This window comes from Oceanobacillus timonensis (assembly GCF_900166635.1).
GTDB classification, from domain to species: Bacteria; Bacillota; Bacilli; order Bacillales; family Amphibacillaceae; genus Oceanobacillus; species Oceanobacillus timonensis.
Window position 1 is genome coordinate 2,887,448 of the sequence record NZ_LT800497.1, and the last position, 17,015, is coordinate 2,904,462.

Here is a 17,015-nt window from a genome sequence, read left to right on the forward strand (position 1 = left end):
ATGCTATAATTGCCGATGAGGTGATTACTTATGCCATTTGACGGTATTGTAACAAGAGCGGTTACAGAAGAATTAAGCGCGAAATTAGAAAAAGGAAAAATCAATAAAATCTATCAACCATCGGAAACGGAAATTGTGATGACAGTCCGCAGCCAGTCTGTCAACCACAGTCTGCTGTTTTCTGTTCATCCGACATACGCCCGTTTTCATATCACCAATGATTCCTATACCAATCCCAAAGAACCGCCGATGTTTTGCATGATACTAAGAAAACATCTGGCAGGAAGTGTCATTGAACGGATTGAACAAAAAGGCATGGAGCGTATCGTGACCTTTACCATACGGACTCGCAACGAAATAGGCGATGTCAGCTATAAACAATTAATTATCGAATTAATGGGGAAACACAGTAACTTTATTTTGGTAGATCAGGAAAAAGGACATATTATTGATAGCTTAAAGCATGTCTCTTTATCCCAAAATCGGCACCGGATTATTTTGCCGGGTCAGACCTACCAGTTACCGCCGGACCAGAATAAATTTTCTATTTTAGATATAGACAGTGCATCGATTGTAAAAAAAATGGATTTTAACGCTGGAAAAATGGATAAACAACTGCTTGGTTTATTAGAAGGTTTCTCGCCGTTTGTTACGAAAAGAATGATAAAACGCGTCAGCCTTGGCTCCAGTCAGGATTATGAAGATATGCTTTCCATTGTGCAAAAGCAAATAAAAGAAAATGATTATCAGCCTGCTATCTATCAGGAGCCGAAAGAAGAATTTCATGTGCTTGCTTTTTCCGATGAAAAACCAGACAAAGTGTTTGAAGAGGTCAACACGATGCTCGATGCCTTCTATTCCGGAAAAGCGGAACGGGACCGAGTGAAACAGCAGGCAAAAGACCTTTATCGCTTTATCAAAAATGAACAAGATAAAAATATCCGGAAACTGAAAAAACATCGGCAGACAGTGGAAAAATCGGAACGGGCAGATTACTATCAAAAACAAGGAGAACTTTTAACAGCACATATGCATTTGGTGAAACCGAATCAAAAAGAAGTATCCGTAATAGATTATTATGACCCGGACCAAAAGGAAATGACGATTACGCTGAATCCAAATAAATCACCAAGTGCCAATGCACAGAGTTATTTCAAAACCTATCAGAAACTGAAGAATTCTCGTAAGATGATGGAATCGGAAATCAAACGGACCAATGAAGAAATCGATTATTTTGATCAGTTACTGCAGCAGCTTGATGTAGCAAGTACCGATGACATTGAAGAAATTCGCGAGGAACTTAGGGAAGAAGGTTATTTAAAAAGACAGCGCACGTCGAAAAAGACGAAAAAACCACAGAAACCCGCACCGGAAACGTATCAATCATCGGACGGTACAACGATTTTAGTCGGGAAAAATAACAAGCAGAATGAATATGCAACCATGCGACTGGCGCACCGCGATGATATCTGGCTGCATACGAAGGATATTCCCGGCTCCCATGTGATTATCCGGGACAGGGAGCCCAGTGAAAAAACACTGGAAGAAGCTGCGATTTTAGCTGCTTATTACAGCAAATCACAGCAATCTTCTTCGGTACCGGTCGACTACACGCAAATCCGCCATGTGAAAAAGCCGAACGGTTCCAAGCCGGGATACGTGACATATGATAATCAAAAAACATTGTTTGTCACACCAGCAAAAGAGATTGTAGATCAATTGAAAGTAAAATAAACAAGCTGGTGTATCATTTCTTTGATTTGATACACCAGCTTGTTTCATTTCAAACCTCCCTTTATTTCCTGACTGACCAATCACAAAATTAGAGTCTTCCCCATCATCATGATAAACTCGTACTATATCCATTCATGATAAATAATCTGGAAAAGAGGTTAAAATATATGAAACTTGTTGGCATATCAGGCGCTCCCGCCGGAGACAAGACAGCTATCGCAGTGAACCATGTTCTAGTGAACGCCAAACGGACCAACCCTGACTTAAAGACAGAATTAGTCGACATAAGAGATTATGAAATAGACTTTTTTAATGGCGCTCCCCTAGCAGACTATAATGAGGACACTTGGAATATCGTTAAAAAAATCACATCTGCTGATTTCCTTGTATTTGGAACACCGATTTATCAGGCTTCCATTCCGGGATCGCTAAAAAATTTATTCGATCATTTACCGGAATTTGCATTCAAGCGAAAGGTAACAGGCATGATTGCTACAGGCTGGTCTGATCGGCATTTTCTTGTCATGGAATATCATCTGCGCTCGATTCTATCTTATTTTAAAGGGTTAGTCCCAACTGGAAATGTCTTTGTCCATAACAGCGCTTTTAATATGGACGGGGATGAAATAAAAGATGCACGTGTGTTGGAACGGATACAAGCGCTGGCCGAAGAAATAGTTGCTTTGCAGGACGGGATGAAGAACGGATAATCCCATATGGAAGCGTCCATTTGTTATGATGATTTCGGAATCAATCAGTCTCATAAAAAAGTTCCAGCAAATACATGCTGGAACCTTTTTTATGAGACTATCCTTTTAAACTGCTGTCGGTTTCAATTCCACCTCAATATTACCTCTGGTTGCTTTGGAATAAGGGCAGAATTGGTGCGCAGCTTCCGCTAAATCCTCTGCCTCTTCTTGATTAACACCTTCGATTTTAATATGCAGCGTTGCTCCAATTTTAAAACCGTCATCCGCAGGGTCTTTCATAAAATGAACCTCTGCTGTTGTTTCTGATGAGATATTTTTCCCTTTATTAGATGCCATTAAATTAAGAGCACCATCATAGCACGCTGCATAACCCGCAGCAAAAAGCTGTTCGGGATTGGAGCCTTTTTCTCCGGATTTATCTCCAGCCGGATTAACTAAATTCACATCGATAAGTCCGTCATCTGATTTCACATGACCATCTCTACCGTTTTGTGCGGTTGCTTTTGAACTGAAAATAACATTACTCATTGAAATCACTGCTCCTTTTTTATATTGTCTAAAGGTACTATTTCCTTTATTGATTTTCTTTAAACATCTTTTTAGAGGAAGTTTAAAAAATCCAATAAAAATGACGTGCCAGGAAAAGGAACTTCTACTAAGAACGCCCACGCCGTGTAGGCAACACAGCAGTCACCGCATCCTGCGGAAGTGCGTTGACGAGCTATTTATCGGACTTTCTGAACACGCACTTTTAGAAAAAGAATCCCTATTTTTAATCAACAATAAAATCATACCTTTCCAGCAGGCGGAGAAAATGATCGACTTGCGGCAGCTGCCGGATACCCTCCTGAAAACAAGCCCATGTATCGCGAGTCAACGCCTGATTTTTCACAAATAAAGGCACATAAGGATATTGTTCTTTCAAATGATCGGAAACGCTTCCCGGCAGTACAGCCATCCCGATTCCCTGCTTCATAAACTGTTTACAAGTTTCAATTTGGTCTACAGTCATCTTTTTTTGCGGCTTGATATTATGCTGCTGCTCAAATAGCCAGCTATCGACCAATTCATGCATACTGTCATCACTTTTAAAAGAAATAATCGGTCTTTCCTTTACCTCCTTTTCCGGAAAAGGCTCGGTATCAAAAATATAAAGCGGGTCGTCGAACAAATGGACAGAGGTTGTTTCTTTTAATGTCTCGCCGCGGATAATGCATACATGATACTGCTTATGATTTCTCCGAATATCTTCACTGATTCCGGTAACCAAATCAATCGTTACTTTCGGATAAGCAGCTGTAAATTCACCCAAAATTTCCGGTAAATAACGCTGGCTGATTAATGATGAACAGGCAATAGACAGGGTTCCCTGTATTTCTTCTCCTGACTCCGCCAAGCGATTTTTAAATTGCCGCTCTTTCTCCACCGTTTCTTTCGCATGCTGGATAATCCGTTCCCCGGCAGGCGTCGGCAATAACCGCTTCGATGTCCGGATAAATATCTCTTCTCCAAAATAGTTTTCCATGTATTTTAATCGCTGTGTCACAGCAGGCTGGGATATAAGAATTGCTTTTGCCGTCCCCCTGATGGTGCCAATTTCATAAAGCTGTAAAAGGATTTCATAATCATCCATTCGCATAAAAAAAACACTCCTATAACAATAGGTTATCATTTTTGATTAAAATATCGTATTTTACTTATTTGATTATACCATATAATATGAATTTAAGAAGAAATTTTTCACCAAATATAACGATGTACTCGTAACACGCCTATGAAATGAAACTTTGTTTTACAATGAAAACAAGAGAGGAAGCATGTGGATGGATAAAAAGTTTTTGAATCAATCGTTATTTACCCAAAGGAAAGATGCGTACGTCAACAGCAAGGTACACAGCAATCCGGAAGCTTTACAAAAAATTGTAGAATGGCTGAGCCCCTTAGGTGACCAAACTGTTTTAGACATCGCAACAGGCGGCGGCCAGGTCGCAAAAGCCTTAGCCCCTTTTGCCAAACAGGTCATTGCAACCGATTTAACCCCGTCGATGCTGACAAATGTACGAAACAGTTTCACCAATGATGAAATCGATAACATATTATTGATTATTGCTGATGCGGAAGAACTCCCTTTTCTCGATGATTCCATGGATATCATCACCTGCCGGATTGCTGCACATCATTTTCCGCGCCCGGAAACGTTTATCCGGGAAGTGTACCGCGTTTTAAAACCTGGCGGAAAGTTTCTATTTGTCGATAATGTTGCTCCGGAAGATGAAGCGGAAGATCAATTTTACAATCAGCTGGAAACCATGCGCGATCCAAGCCATGAACGGGCCAAGAAGATTTCCGAATGGAAACAGCTCTTTTCCAATGATTCCTTTACCCTTCTGCAGGAGGATATCCGGATAAAAAAACTCCCTTTTCAGGATTGGCTGAACCGCACGTTAAATACAGCAGAAGAGCAGCAACAGGTCGCTGATTTTATTGAAATAGCGGATGACAAACTGCAACGGTCGATACGTTTGGAAAAAGATGCAAATACGATTGTTTCTTTTTCTATTGATGAGTGGATTAGTATGTGGCGAAAATGAATGGTGGTAATAAAAAGAGTTGCAAATGAAATCAAGAAGTCAGTTGCCATCATAAAACAACCACCTTCTTGATTTAAATGCTTAAGCTTTTTATAATATAAATAGGCAAGAGAGAATAATATTTCTCCCTTACCAGTGGTGACGACAGACGATTACTTGCCAGAGTGATCGTCTTTTTACTTATTTATATTCCTACAACGCACTTCTCCAAGCTAACACTGTCTCTTTTTCCTTTTCCGCCAGCTTGTTCTCTTCTATCAATAGTTCTAACAGCTGATCAAATCCGGTAATGGATTGATGTGTAAATCCTGCTTCTTCAAATGCTTTTTGCGCTCTTGGAAGTCCATAAGAAAAAATGGAGTATACTGCCGTAATGTCAGCTCCGTCCTGTTCCAGTGCTGCAGCAGATTGAATCGATGAGCCGCCGGTGGAAATCAAATCTTCAATAACGAGGACCTTTTTCCCTTGTACGGATACCCCTTCAATCTGGTTTTCTTTTCCGTGGCCCTTTGGTTTGGAACGCACATATACCATTGGCAAGTCAAGTTCTTCCGCCAGCCAGGCTGCATGCGGAATACCGGCAGTTGCACAACCGGCGATGATTTCCGGTTTTGTCTCACTCTTTTTCACCATCTCAGCAAATGCGTGAACAATTTTTTTACGGACAGCAGGATAACTCATGGTTAAACGATTATCACAATAAATAGGCGATTTTAATCCGGATGTCCAAGTGAAATAATTATCTGCATTTAATTGTACGGCTTCGATTTCTAATAAGTCTTTGGTTATGTTATTTTCCATGCTGCCACTCCTTCATTACTTGTTCATATGCTTTTCTTGGATTTTCTGCTTTGGTTATGCTTCTGCCGACCACCAGAAAATCGCTGCCCCGCTGTTTAGCTTCTTTCGGGGTCGCTACCCGTTTCTGATCATCCTGGGACGAATCGGATAACCGGATACCTGGGGTTATGGATAAGAAATCTTCTCCATAATGTGCTTTAATCATTGGCACTTCATGGACAGAACTGACAACGCCATCTGCTCCTGCTTCTTTTGCTAAAGATGCAAAACGGATAACGTTCGCTTCCACATTTCCCGGTAAGCCAAGCTCCTGTTCTAAAACAGCGTTGTCCATCGACGTAAGTATGGTTACCGCCATCAATTTTGTGGATGAACCTGCCAGCCCCTGCTTTGCCTGATAGATCATTTCTTTCCCGCCCATTGCATGAATCGTTACAACATCTACGTTCAAGGAAGCAATATTTTTCATTGCCTGATGAACAGTATTTGGAATATCATGAAGCTTTAAATCCAGAAAAATCGAATGATTATCTGCCTGCAGCTTTTCAATAATAGCCGGCCCTTCACGATAAAAGAGTTCCATGCCTAATTTCACAGGAACTCCGGCTAAATCATTTCTTTTTAAAAACTGTTCTGTTTCTGTCCATGTTGAAAAATCTAAAGCGACAAAAACGCTCATACGTGTACACTCCTTCTATCAATCACATCTTGCACAGAAGTATATTGATACTTCCTTAACATTTCCGGAAGCTCCTCTATGATATCGACACACGCAAAAGGATTTTGGAAATTTGCTGTTCCGACTGCGACGGCATCGGCACCAGCCTGCAAAAATTCCAGTACATCTTCTGCTGTAGAGATGCCTCCCATGCCGATGATTGGTATAGATACCTGCTTCCGCACTTCATAAATCATTCGAATCGCAATTGGTTTAATAGCCGGACCGGATAATCCGCCAGTCTGATTGGCAATCAATGGTTTTCCAGTTGGTAAATGCAGCTGCATCCCTGTTAGTGTATTAATCATGGACAATCCATCTGCACCAGCTTCTTCGACTGCTTTTGCCATGTCCACAATGTTGGTTACATTGGGAGACAGCTTTACATATACCGGAAGATTACTGGCTTCTTTTACGGCTGCTGTGACTGTTTTCGCCATCTCCGGATCAGTACCGAATTGAATACCGCCTTCTTTGACATTGGGACAGGATATATTTAATTCTAATGCTTGAACCCCTTTTACCTCGTTAAATGCTTCTGCCACGAAAACATATTCTTCTAAAAAGCTGCCGGCAATATTGGCGATAATTGACGTATCATAGGCAGCGAGCCTCGGCACTTCATTCGCAATAATTCGCTCTACCCCGGGATTTTGCAAGCCAATCGCATTTAACATGCCAGAAGCCGTTTCTGCCACACGGGGCGTCGGATTTCCGGGACGTTCAAATTTCGTCGCTGCTTTCATAATGACTGCTCCCAAACGGCTGAGGTCATAGAATTCGCTATACTCCTTGCCAAAGCCAAAACAGCCGGATGCCGGCATAACCGGATTTTTTAATGTCAGTCCAGGTAGTTTTACTTCCAGGTTCATAAAATAACCTCCTGCGCAGAAAATACGGGTCCGTCACTGCAAATTTTTTTATAGCTGTTATCCACTGTCGGGAGCACACAGGCCATACAAGCACCGACCCCACAGCCCATTCGTTCCTCGAGCGACACTTTTCCTGTCGTATCTTTTAACTCTGTTGTCACGGCACGGAGCATCGGCAGCGGCCCACAGCTGAAATATTGATCAAATTCGCCCACTTTAGGGAATACATGTGTTACAAACCCTTGATGTCCGTAAGAACCATCATTGGTGACGACATACGTTTCTGCCATTTCCTTAAATGCATCTTCGTAAAACACATAATCCTTTGACTGAAATCCCAGTACAGCCACAAGCTCGACATTCTTTTCACTTAAACGTCTGGCCAAGTGGTAGATAGGAGGAACCCCAATTCCTCCACCTACTAACAAAATTCGCTCCCCTTCTTTGACATCCTCTATAGCGAAGCCATTTCCATTGGGACCAAGTACGTCCACCGTCATTCCCGGCTGATAAGCTGCTAAAGCATTTGTTCCACCGCCTACCATTTTAAATAAGATGGTAACTGTTCCTTCTTCCGGATGCACTTTTGCAATTGAAATCGGTCTCCGTAACGTAAAACCGGGGACAAGCAGATGCAAAAACTGCCCTGGCACGGTTTGTTGACTGATTTCCGGCTGATACAATGTCATTTCAATCGTTTCTTTCGCAATCATATCCACCGTTAATACGTTCATTTCATATCTTTTCTTCATGATTGTTTCACCTTTTTCTTGTCCATAGACTGTGCTATAAATGTCGTTGAATCAATAACATTGATAATCGCATTGACAGTATCCAGGCTGGTCAGACATGCAATACCATGTTCTACAGCCTCACGACGGATTAAGAAACCGTCAGATCTTGGTTTCTGTCCGGAATTCAGTGTATTGATAACAAATTGAACTTTTCCTTCTTCAATAATGGAAAGCACATTCGGTTCATCCACACCAACTTTGCCTACTTGCACGACAGGAATATCGCCTTTTTCCCGGATGAAGGCTGCTGTTCCCTGTGTCGCATAAAGAACAAATCCGAGCTGATGGAAACGTTCCGCCACTTCCAGCATTTCAGCCTTGTCCTTATCCGCAACAGTTAATAACACGCCGCCTTCTTGCGGTACTTTTAATCCCGAAGCTACAAGCCCTTTATACAATGCTTTTTCCATTGTTTTATCATAGCCGATTGCTTCTCCCGTAGATTTCATCTCTGGTCCAAGAATGGTGTCTACGCTACGTAATTTTTCAAAGGAGAATACCGGAATTTTGACAGAAACAAGGTCTTGTTCTGGTAAAATACCTGTCTCATAGCCCATATCAGCTAATTTTTCTCCCAGGATACACTTCGTCGCAATATTTGCCATCGTAACCCCGGTAATTTTACTTAAGAAAGGAATCGTTCTGCTGGCTCTTGGATTTACTTCAAGTACATACACATCCTCATCACGGATAATGAACTGAATATTAATTAATCCTTTTACATGCAATGAACGGGATATTTTCTTTGCAGCATCCAGGCATTTTTCTTTCACCGTTTCACTCAGGCGCTGCGGCGGGTAGACAGCCATGGAATCTCCGGAGTGAACACCGGCACGTTCAATATGTTCCATCATACCAGGAATAATCGTTGTTTCTCCATCGCTGATAGCATCCACTTCTGCTTCCATGCCTGTTACATATTTATCAATTAAAATCGGGTGCGCCGAATCCGCGCCATCTGTTTTCGCTAAATAATGTTCCAGCTCTTTTTCGCTATATACAATTTCCATACGACTGCCGCCAATCACATAGGAAGGACGGACAAGTACCGGATAACCAATATCATTCGCTGTTTGCATGGCCTGATCTAACCTTGGTACAGCTTTTCCCTGCGGCCGGAGCAAGTCCAGTTCATCTAATAAAACTTCAAATTTATCCCGGTCTTCCGCACGATCAATTGCTTCTAAGTCTGTACCTAAAATCTTCACTCCGCGGCGTTCCAGGCCATCAGCAAGGTTTATCGCTGTCTGTCCGCCGAACTGGACAATTACCCCTTCCGGTTTTTCCAGTTCAATCACATGCATGACATCTTCCAGCGTCAACGGTTCAAAGTATAGTTTATCCGAAATCGTAAAATCGGTTGATACGGTTTCCGGATTGTTATTCATAATAATGGCTTCATAGCCAAGCTCTTTAATCGCAAATACAGAATGCACCGTTGCATAGTCAAACTCAATCCCCTGTCCGATACGGATAGGCCCGGAGCCGAGCACTAAGATTTTCTTGCGGTCCGTTACTTCTGATTCGTTTTCTGTTTCATATGAACTATAGAAATAAGGCGTTTCTGATTCAAATTCTGCCGCACAAGTATCTACCATTTTATAAACAGGGAAGATATGGTTTTCTTTTCTGCATGCATACACATCATCCAGCGGAATATCCCATAGTCTGGCAACCTGTACGTCTGCAATGCCGCGTTCTTTTGCTTCTTGTAACACGCTCACATCATGCTTGTTTTCAACTAAAGCTTTTTCTGTCTCTATTATTTTATTTAAACTGTTTAAGAAGAAACGGTCAATCTTTGTCATATGAAATATTTTATCCACCGTATAGCCGCGGCGTAATGCTTCTGCTAACAGAAAAATACGTTCATCATCTGCACGCTTCAAGCGCTTATCCAATGTTTCTTCGTCTAGTTCCTCGGCTTTTGGAAGGTACAGCTCTTCGGTACCCATTTCCAGCGAGCGCACCCCTTTAAGTAAGGATTCTTCCAAATTTCGTCCGATTGCCATCACTTCTCCGGTCGCTTTCATCTGCGTTCCTAAACGGCGGTCTCCGGAAGTAAATTTATCAAATGGAAACCGCGGGAATTTGGTTACGACATAGTCCAACGCCGGTTCAAACATCGCATACGTTTTACCGGTAATTGGGTTGATAATTTCATCCAGTGTGTAGCCGACCGCAATTTTAGCGGCAATTTTAGCAATTGGGTAACCTGTTGCTTTTGATGCCAGTGCAGAGGAGCGGCTGACACGCGGGTTAACTTCTATGATATAGTATTGAAAGCTGTATGGATCAAGCGCCAGTTGTACATTACAGCCGCCTTCAATTTCTAAGGCACGGATAATTTTTAACGACGCATGACGTAATAGTTGATATTCACGATCCGTTAATGTCTGTGATGGCGCTACAACAATCGAATCCCCTGTATGAATACCGACCGGGTCTATATTTTCCATGTTACAAACAACAATGGCCTGGTCTTTATGGTCACGCATCACTTCATATTCAATTTCTTTAAATCCGGCAATATTTCGTTCAACCAAACATTGATGAACAGGAGAAAGGGCGAGCCCATTATATGTAATTTCTTTTAACTCTTCCTCGCTATAGCACATTCCTCCGCCTGTACCACCGAGCGTATAGGCCGGGCGTACAATCAGCGGGTAGCCAATGTCGTTTGCAAACTCTACCGCTTCCTCCACAGTATGTACAATGTCACTTTCCGGTACCGGCTCATTTAATTCATTCATTAACGTACGGAATAATTCTCTATCCTCCGCCTTTTGAATCGATGTCGGAGCTGTTCCTAAAAGTTGGACATGGTGATCCTCTAATATCCCTTTGCGGACCAATTCCATGGCAAGATTCAAACCAGTCTGACCGCCCAACGTAGGCAAAATCGCATCCGGGTGTTCTTTACGGATAATTTTAGTTAAAAATTCTTCCGTCAGGGGTTCCATATATACTTTATCCGCAACCGTATTATCCGTCATAATTGTTGCAGGATTGGAGTTAGCTAAAATAACTTCATAGCCTTCTTCTCTCAATGCCTGACAAGCCTGCGTTCCAGAATAATCGAATTCTGCTGCTTGACCGATAACGATTGGCCCGGAGCCAATCACGAGAATTTTTTGAATATCTGTACGTTTAGGCATGCATATGAACCTCCCGTTTTTTCACTTGTTGCTGCATCATTTCTAAAAATGTATCAAATAAATAATTGGTATCCTCCGGCCCCGGAGATGCTTCCGGGTGGTACTGGACTGAGAACGCCGGATATATGGTATGTCTTACGCCTTCTACTGTACTATCATTAATCGCTTGTTGCGTTAATTCGAGTCCCGTATTTTCCAACGTTTCCGGATTTACTGCATAACTGTGATTTTGCGAAGTTACATACGTTTTATCATTCTCTAAATCTTTGACAGGATGATTGGCCCCGCGATGCCCGAATTTCATTTTAGTTGTATTTGCCCCACAGGCTAAAGACAACAGCTGATGACCAAGACAAATTCCGAATATCGGTACTTGCCCGATGATTTCTCGAATCATTTCAATAGCTTCCGGTACATCTTTTGGGTCTCCCGGTCCGTTGGTCAGCATAATGCCGTCCGGACGAAGACGAAGCATGTCCGCTGCATCATAATTATACGGAACTACCGTAATCTGGCAATCTCGTTTTGTTAACTCTCGAAGAATACCATGCTTAGCACCAAAATCAACTAATACAACACGATATCCTCTGCCCGGTACCACATACGGCTTGCTTGTCGACGTCTGTTTCACTTGATCTGTCCGGAACGCCGCATTCCGCAAGTTTTCTATCGTACTATCTATCTCTTCTTCCGCAGAAACGATTGCTGCTTTCATCGTTCCATGCTTCCGAATAATGCGTGTTAATTTCCTAGTATCAATCCCTGCAATTCCCGGGATATGATTCGCCTTTAAGAAACTGTCGATCGTCTCTTCATTTCGAAAATTGGAAGGCTGTTCACTGTACTCTTTGACAATCAACCCATGAATAAATGGTGTTACCGTTTCATAATCATCTCGGTTGATGCCATAATTGCCAATTAAAGGGTACGTCATGGTAACAAATTGACCGCAGTAACTCGGATCTGTAATCACTTCTTGGTATCCAGTCATTCCTGTGTTAAAAACAATCTCCCCTTTGGAGAGTTCTTCACTGCCAAAACCATATCCTTCAAAAACCGTCCCATCCTCCAAGATTAAATGGCGTTTACGCATGGACCGTCTCCTCAAATACGACTTCTCCATTAACGATCGTCATGACAGGGAACCCGGTTACTTCCCAGCCGTGGAAAGGTGTGTTATTTCCTTTGGAAGCAAATTGATACTTGTCGATTTTTGCTGTTTTTTCCAAATCGATAATCGTTAAATCTGCAGGTGCCCCTTTTTCCATCGTTCCATATGGAAGTCCGAAAACATCCGCCGGTTTTTTGGTCATTCTATCTAATAGTTCATATAAGCTTAATACGTTTTTTTGTACTAAATGTGTGTATAATAGCGGGAATGCCGTTTCTAAGCCGACAATGCCAAATGGTGCTTCAAGAAATCCATTTGCTTTTTCTTCTTCCCCGTGAGGAGCATGGTCTGTCGCAATAAAATCAAGCGTTCCATCTAAAAGCCCTTCAATCAGTGCTTCTTGATCATCTTTTCCTCTTAACGGCGGATTCATCTTAAAGTTTGCATCATTTTCAACAATATCTGTTTCATTTAAAATCAGGTGATGTGGTGAAACTTCTCCTGTTACTTTAATTCCCGCTTTTTTCGCATCGCGGATAACACGTACAGATTCTTTCGTGCTGACATGGCATACATGATAGTGACAATCTGCCGCTTCCGCTAATAAAACATCTCTGGCAATTTGGACAGATTCGCTTAAAGATGGAATGCCCGGGAGATTCAGCCGTTTACTTACTTCTCCGTCGTGGGTCACACCGCCGTATACAAGAGAGTTATCTTCACAATGCGCCACGATAGCTGCACCGCATGCTGCTGCTTCCTTCATGGCCTGCAACATCTGATTCGCTGTCTGGATGCCTACCCCGTCATCTGTAAAAGCAAATGCGCCTTGCTCAAATAACGCTTTGATATTAGAACGTTCTTCCCCTTTTAATCCTTTTGTAATGGATGCATATGGCAAAACACGGACAACAGCATCTTCTTCGATTTTTTGTAGAAGCTTCTCTAATGATGCTTCACTATCAGGTACCGGATTCGTGTTCGGCATATTGCAAACGGTTGTATATCCCCCTCTTGCAGCTGATTGTGTACCTGTTTGAATGGTTTCTTTATATTCACCGCCCGGCTCGCGTAAGTGAATATGCACGTCAATCAAGCCTGGCGTGACCAAATTATTTTTTGCATCAATCGTTTTATCAGCCTGCTCTGTTACTTCCGGCGCTACTTCCTGTATTTTTCCGTCTTCGATAAGCACCTCACAGTTTACCAATTCATTAGATGATGTTAAGCATTTTGCGTTCGTTAATTTCGTTTTCATAAATAATCCCCCATTCTTTTAATACATGAATTAAAATTGCCATTCTGACATAGACACCATTTTCCATTTGTTTAAAAATACGTGATTGTTTGCTTTCTACAAGTCTTGTATCGATTTCTACTCCCCGGTTAATGGGAGCAGGATGCATGATAATTGCGTGCTTTTGCATTTTTGCAGCTCTTTCCATCGTTAATCCATAAAGCGAGAGATAATCGTCGGTTTCGGTTTTAAAAACATGACGTTCATGTTGAATTCGTAATAACATAACTGCATCTGCTATTTCAACAGCTTCATCCATTGTAATGTATGGAAATTTAAGAGAATAATCTTCAAAGCCAGGTGCTGCACTGAAGTAAACATCGGCACCTAATTTTTCCAATGCGTGTGCGTTTGACTTCGCTACGCGGCTGTGAACAATATCTCCTGCAATCACAATTTTCTTCCCTTCTACATTGCCGAACTCCTGATACATTGTCAGTAAATCCAGCATACATTGTGTAGGATGCTCTTCTTTGCCGGAGCCCGCATTAATCACAGGGATATTCAACTGTCCTTCTTCCTCCATATCATCCATCCAATAATCCGACGGATGACGGACAATTAAGAAATCGGCACCTATAGCTTCGAAGGTTTTTGCTGTATCATATAAAGATTCACCTTTTATCAGACTGGATCCATCTTTATGCAAATCCAATACCTCAAATCCAAGCTTTTTCTGCGCAACCTCAAAACTCATTTTTGTTCTTGTGCTGGGTTCAAAAAACAGATTTGCTGCAAACAGCTGTTTATTAATTGTTCTTGGCGATTTTCTAATTAATTCAGCTTCTTTAAGAATTTGATTCATGGTTTCTTTCGAGAGTTGTTGCATCGAAATAAAATGTTTCACGATTCATCTCTCCTTTTGGTGTCTTTTTTTATTTTGTCAGTAAAAAAGCTCCCTGCAAAGGTTGCAGAGAGCTAGACGAATACCCGACACTGCGTCGGCATTCGCTATCTTTAACAACCTTTCAAACCTCTCTGGATTTGATTAAAAGTTATCATGTATTCTTTTCATATATGGAAACAAGATCAACTTGATCTTCTTCACTTAACTGAACAACGACTATCTCCTGTTCAGAGGTGGGAATATTCTTGCCGACATAGTCAGCCCGAATAGGCAGCTCGCGATGACCACGGTCAATCAAAGTTCCAAGCTGTATGGTCGCCGGCCTGCCGACATCCATGACAGCATCCATAGCCGCACGGACCGTTCTGCCTGTGTAAAGCACATCATCAATCAGAATAACTTGTTTGTTTGTTATATCCATGTCAATAGAAACCGAGTTGATTTGCGGTTCTTCCAGATGATTTTTTTTCTCTAAATCATCTCGATACATGGTAATATCCAGCTCGCCAAATGGAACTTCCACAGCTTCAATTTGCTTGATCTTCTCTTGAATACTTTTTGCCAGCGGAACACCTCTTGTTTTGATTCCAATTAATATGAGGTTCTCTCCACCCTTATTCTTTTCCAGAATCTCATGAGACATTCTGGTTAATGCTCTGTTTATGGAAGCAGCATCAAGAATCTCTGTTTTTTTCTTCAACCCGGTCACCCCTTTCTGCATGAAAAATGCCCTTTTCCTGTTATTAGAAAAGGGCATACGTATAACGTAAGTAAACTTGCTCATCGCAGCCTTCCTAGCCTCACAGGACTATTGTTAAAGGTCTTTATTTGTTGTTACTTATTATGTCAGAATGTGCGGAGCCTGTCAATACTTTTTGCGGATTTGGTCGAGCACTTCTGTAAAGACCGCTGGAGGAGCTGCTTCAAACGTCATCCACTCTTCCGTTCTTGGATGGATAAAAGCCAATTGCTTCGCATGCAGCGCCTGACCATGTACATCTAATGTTTTCCGCCGTCCATATTTTGGATCGCCTGCAATCGGAAAGCCGATATATTGCATATGCACACGTATTTGATGGGTTCTTCCTGTTCCCAATTGACATTCAACATGGGTATATTCAGGAAAATGTTCTAACACTCGAAAATGTGTCACAGCGGACTTTCCATTTTCAACAATACCCATTTTCTGCCGGTCTTTTGGATCTCTGCCGATAGGTGCATCAATTAAGCCGGTCTCATGACCAATTTCTCCGTGAACAATTGCTTCATATGTTCTTTTTAAGGTCTTCTCCTGCAGCTGTTCCGATAAATGCTGATGGGAAAAATCATTTTTAGCTACCACTAACAGACCGCTGGTATCCATATCAATCCGGTGCACAATCCCCGGACGTTCAACTCCATTAATCCCTGATAAATCGTTACAATGATATAATAATGCGTGCACCAAGGTTCCTGTCTGATGGCCGGCAGAAGGGTGAACAACCATTCCTTTCGGTTTATTTACCACCAGCAAATCCGAATCCTCATAGACAATATCCAAGGGAATGTTCTCCGGCTCCAAGATAAGCGGTTTTGTTTCAGGGATTTCCCAAGTAATTTTTTCATCAGCCAAGCATTTTTGATTGGCTTTTACCGGTTCGCCATTCACTTTTACATACGCTTCTTCAATCCAGCTTTGAATTTGCGATCGGGAGTGGTCTTGTAATAAATCAGATAAGATTTTATCTACTCTTTTTTTATGCTCTGTTTCTGTCACTGTATGCTCATGTACGGTCATTTTTTCGCTTTGCCCCGCTTTCTCTCATCCAATATAATCGCAATGATAACAATGATAACTCCAATCGTCAGGGAAGCATCTGCGATATTAAATATTGGAAAATTATAATTAAAAATATAGAAATTCGCAAAGTCTACCACTTCCTGGTATAAAATGCGATCGATGAAATTCCCTGCCGCTCCTCCTATTAATACACCAACGCCTGTAGCAATCAGACGATCCTGCTTTCCATGTGTATGTAAAAAGTATATTAATCCAATCATCACAACCACCGTTATGATATAAAACAGGCTCATTTGCCCTTCCAGAATCCCCCATGCTGCTCCGGAATTACGGTGCGAGGTAATATAGAAAAAATCATTTATAATCGGGATTGATTCCCCTATTTCCATTCTTGTAGCCACCAGCCACTTCGTCCATTGGTCCAACCCAATTAAGACAAGGGCAATGAAATAATATCTCCACATGTTCATATCTCCAATCTAAGGAAGTCTTTTTTATCGCAGTGTAACTGGCTGGGGCTGAGACTGGGACTGCGCTTACTCGTCCCATCGAAGGACTTTTGCGCTTACTCGCCCCATCGAAAACCATTTGTAAGACTCCCA

Annotated in this window: 16 protein-coding genes; 3 read left to right on the top strand and 13 right to left on the bottom strand. The window is 41.8% G+C overall.

Annotated elements, in window-relative coordinates:
• Positions 1 to 30 precede the first annotated feature (30 nt).
• A complete protein-coding gene (locus tag B7E05_RS14145) occupies positions 31 to 1,734 on the top strand; it encodes an Rqc2 family fibronectin-binding protein (protein WP_080874807.1) in 1,704 nt (567 codons plus the stop codon).
• Positions 1,735 to 1,901: 167 nt separating this feature from the next.
• On the top strand, positions 1,902 to 2,444 hold the full coding sequence (locus tag B7E05_RS14150; protein WP_080874808.1) for an NADPH-dependent FMN reductase: 543 nt from the start codon (positions 1,902 to 1,904) through the stop codon (positions 2,442 to 2,444).
• A 105-nt stretch (positions 2,445 to 2,549) separates the two neighbouring features.
• Here the strand turns inward: B7E05_RS14150 and B7E05_RS14155 are convergent, their stop codons facing one another.
• Positions 2,550 to 2,972 (bottom strand): organic hydroperoxide resistance protein, encoded by a 423-nt coding sequence (locus tag B7E05_RS14155; protein WP_080874809.1) that lies wholly within the window; start codon positions 2,970 to 2,972, stop codon positions 2,550 to 2,552.
• A gap of 244 nt (positions 2,973 to 3,216) precedes the next feature.
• Positions 3,217 to 4,083: a LysR family transcriptional regulator gene (locus tag B7E05_RS14160; RefSeq protein WP_080874810.1), complete on the bottom strand. Its 867-nt coding sequence runs from the start codon at positions 4,081 to 4,083 to the stop codon at positions 3,217 to 3,219.
• A gap of 184 nt (positions 4,084 to 4,267) precedes the next feature.
• On the opposite strand from B7E05_RS14160, the gene B7E05_RS14165 reads away from it, so the two are divergent.
• Positions 4,268 to 5,035, top strand: a complete 768-nt coding sequence (locus B7E05_RS14165; protein WP_179134544.1) for a class I SAM-dependent methyltransferase — start codon at positions 4,268 to 4,270, stop codon at positions 5,033 to 5,035.
• Positions 5,036 to 5,227: 192 nt separating this feature from the next.
• Here B7E05_RS14165 and pyrE read toward each other — a convergent pair whose 3' ends face one another.
• The 11 genes from pyrE to lspA form a co-directional block, all read right to left on the bottom strand.
• Entirely contained in the window at positions 5,228 to 5,836 is a 609-nt protein-coding gene (pyrE, locus tag B7E05_RS14170) for an orotate phosphoribosyltransferase (RefSeq protein ID WP_080874812.1), read from the bottom strand.
• Positions 5,826 to 6,515: an orotidine-5'-phosphate decarboxylase gene (gene pyrF / locus B7E05_RS14175; protein WP_080874813.1), complete on the bottom strand. Its 690-nt coding sequence runs from the start codon at positions 6,513 to 6,515 to the stop codon at positions 5,826 to 5,828. Before pyrF ends, pyrE begins: the two co-directional genes overlap by 11 nt.
• Complete coding sequence (locus B7E05_RS14180) at positions 6,512 to 7,426, bottom strand: dihydroorotate dehydrogenase (RefSeq protein ID WP_080874814.1); 915 nt, start codon at positions 7,424 to 7,426, stop codon at positions 6,512 to 6,514. The genes pyrF and B7E05_RS14180 overlap by 4 nt, the downstream gene beginning before the upstream one ends.
• A complete protein-coding gene (locus B7E05_RS14185; RefSeq protein ID WP_080874815.1) occupies positions 7,423 to 8,178 on the bottom strand; it encodes a dihydroorotate dehydrogenase electron transfer subunit in 756 nt (251 codons plus the stop codon). Before B7E05_RS14185 ends, B7E05_RS14180 begins: the two co-directional genes overlap by 4 nt.
• On the bottom strand, positions 8,175 to 11,378 hold the full coding sequence (gene carB, locus B7E05_RS14190; protein WP_080874816.1) for a carbamoyl-phosphate synthase large subunit: 3,204 nt from the start codon (positions 11,376 to 11,378) through the stop codon (positions 8,175 to 8,177). Before carB ends, B7E05_RS14185 begins: the two co-directional genes overlap by 4 nt.
• Positions 11,371 to 12,471 carry a carbamoyl phosphate synthase small subunit gene (locus B7E05_RS14195; protein ID WP_080874817.1) on the bottom strand — a complete coding sequence of 367 codons (1,101 nt, stop codon included), beginning with the start codon at positions 12,469 to 12,471 and terminating at the stop codon, positions 11,371 to 11,373. Before B7E05_RS14195 ends, carB begins: the two co-directional genes overlap by 8 nt.
• Positions 12,464 to 13,747 carry a dihydroorotase gene (locus B7E05_RS14200; RefSeq protein WP_080874818.1) on the bottom strand — a complete coding sequence of 428 codons (1,284 nt, stop codon included), beginning with the start codon at positions 13,745 to 13,747 and terminating at the stop codon, positions 12,464 to 12,466. Before B7E05_RS14200 ends, B7E05_RS14195 begins: the two co-directional genes overlap by 8 nt.
• Positions 13,704 to 14,633 (bottom strand): aspartate carbamoyltransferase catalytic subunit, encoded by a 930-nt coding sequence (locus tag B7E05_RS14205; RefSeq protein WP_080874819.1) that lies wholly within the window; start codon positions 14,631 to 14,633, stop codon positions 13,704 to 13,706. The genes B7E05_RS14200 and B7E05_RS14205 overlap by 44 nt, the downstream gene beginning before the upstream one ends.
• Before the next feature lie 151 nt (positions 14,634 to 14,784).
• Complete coding sequence (gene pyrR, locus B7E05_RS14210; protein WP_080876318.1) at positions 14,785 to 15,333, bottom strand: bifunctional pyr operon transcriptional regulator/uracil phosphoribosyltransferase PyrR; 549 nt, start codon at positions 15,331 to 15,333, stop codon at positions 14,785 to 14,787.
• Positions 15,334 to 15,498: 165 nt separating this feature from the next.
• Complete coding sequence (locus tag B7E05_RS14215; RefSeq protein ID WP_080874820.1) at positions 15,499 to 16,410, bottom strand: RluA family pseudouridine synthase; 912 nt, start codon at positions 16,408 to 16,410, stop codon at positions 15,499 to 15,501.
• On the bottom strand, positions 16,407 to 16,877 hold the full coding sequence (gene lspA / locus B7E05_RS14220) for a signal peptidase II (RefSeq protein WP_080874821.1): 471 nt from the start codon (positions 16,875 to 16,877) through the stop codon (positions 16,407 to 16,409). The genes B7E05_RS14215 and lspA overlap by 4 nt, the downstream gene beginning before the upstream one ends.
• Between the last annotated feature and the right edge of the window lie 138 nt (positions 16,878 to 17,015).

What these genes read in the sequence shown, in the direction of transcription:
- pyrE (WP_080874812.1), bottom strand. Translation starts at nt 5,836, where the DNA reads ATGGAAAATAACATAACCAAAGACTTATTAGAAATCGAAGCCGTACAA.
- B7E05_RS14150 (WP_080874808.1), top strand. Translation starts at nt 1,902, where the DNA reads ATGAAACTTGTTGGCATATCAGGCGCTCCCGCCGGAGACAAGACAGCT.
- B7E05_RS14160 (WP_080874810.1), bottom strand. Translation starts at nt 4,083, where the DNA reads ATGCGAATGGATGATTATGAAATCCTTTTACAGCTTTATGAAATTGGC.
- B7E05_RS14195 (WP_080874817.1), bottom strand. Translation starts at nt 12,471, where the DNA reads ATGCGTAAACGCCATTTAATCTTGGAGGATGGGACGGTTTTTGAAGGA.
- B7E05_RS14185 (WP_080874815.1), bottom strand. Translation starts at nt 8,178, where the DNA reads ATGAAGAAAAGATATGAAATGAACGTATTAACGGTGGATATGATTGCG.
- pyrF (WP_080874813.1), bottom strand. Translation starts at nt 6,515, where the DNA reads ATGAGCGTTTTTGTCGCTTTAGATTTTTCAACATGGACAGAAACAGAA.
- B7E05_RS14200 (WP_080874818.1), bottom strand. Translation starts at nt 13,747, where the DNA reads ATGAAAACGAAATTAACGAACGCAAAATGCTTAACATCATCTAATGAA.
- carB (WP_080874816.1), bottom strand. Translation starts at nt 11,378, where the DNA reads ATGCCTAAACGTACAGATATTCAAAAAATTCTCGTGATTGGCTCCGGG.
- B7E05_RS14215 (WP_080874820.1), bottom strand. Translation starts at nt 16,410, where the DNA reads ATGACCGTACATGAGCATACAGTGACAGAAACAGAGCATAAAAAAAGA.
- B7E05_RS14165 (WP_179134544.1), top strand. Translation starts at nt 4,268, where the DNA reads ATGGATAAAAAGTTTTTGAATCAATCGTTATTTACCCAAAGGAAAGAT.
- B7E05_RS14180 (WP_080874814.1), bottom strand. Translation starts at nt 7,426, where the DNA reads ATGAACCTGGAAGTAAAACTACCTGGACTGACATTAAAAAATCCGGTT.
- B7E05_RS14155 (WP_080874809.1), bottom strand. Translation starts at nt 2,972, where the DNA reads ATGAGTAATGTTATTTTCAGTTCAAAAGCAACCGCACAAAACGGTAGA.
- B7E05_RS14145 (WP_080874807.1), top strand. Translation starts at nt 31, where the DNA reads ATGCCATTTGACGGTATTGTAACAAGAGCGGTTACAGAAGAATTAAGC.
- lspA (WP_080874821.1), bottom strand. Translation starts at nt 16,877, where the DNA reads ATGTGGAGATATTATTTCATTGCCCTTGTCTTAATTGGGTTGGACCAA.